1 protein-coding gene is annotated in these 275 nt (G+C 28.0%); it reads right to left on the minus strand.

The genetic code is table 11. The features are described from left to right. Positions 1 to 23: 23 nt before the first annotated feature. A partial coding sequence (locus tag CD150_RS13155; protein WP_276307438.1) for a ketopantoate reductase family protein occupies positions 24 to 275 on the minus strand: 252 nt, incomplete at its 5' end.

Here is a 275-nt window from a genome sequence, read left to right on the forward strand (position 1 = left end):
CAAAATCAAACCCACAAAATAATTTAATTTTTATTTTCTAATTGATGAATCATATGTTTCAACATTTCGTTAATTGGAGTTGGAACACCTAATTCACTACCATAATCTGCAATTTGTCCATTCAGAAAATCAATTTCTGTTAAACGTCCACTTTTTAAATCATGATACATGGAAGGGGGTTCTGTTGCAAAGTTGAATTTATAGTATAATTTTAACAAAAAGGAGTCTTCTGTATGAACTATTTCAGATATAAACAATTTAACAAGGATGTTATC

This window comes from Staphylococcus ureilyticus, from assembly GCF_002902235.1.
Taxonomy (GTDB): domain Bacteria; phylum Bacillota; class Bacilli; order Staphylococcales; family Staphylococcaceae; genus Staphylococcus; species Staphylococcus ureilyticus.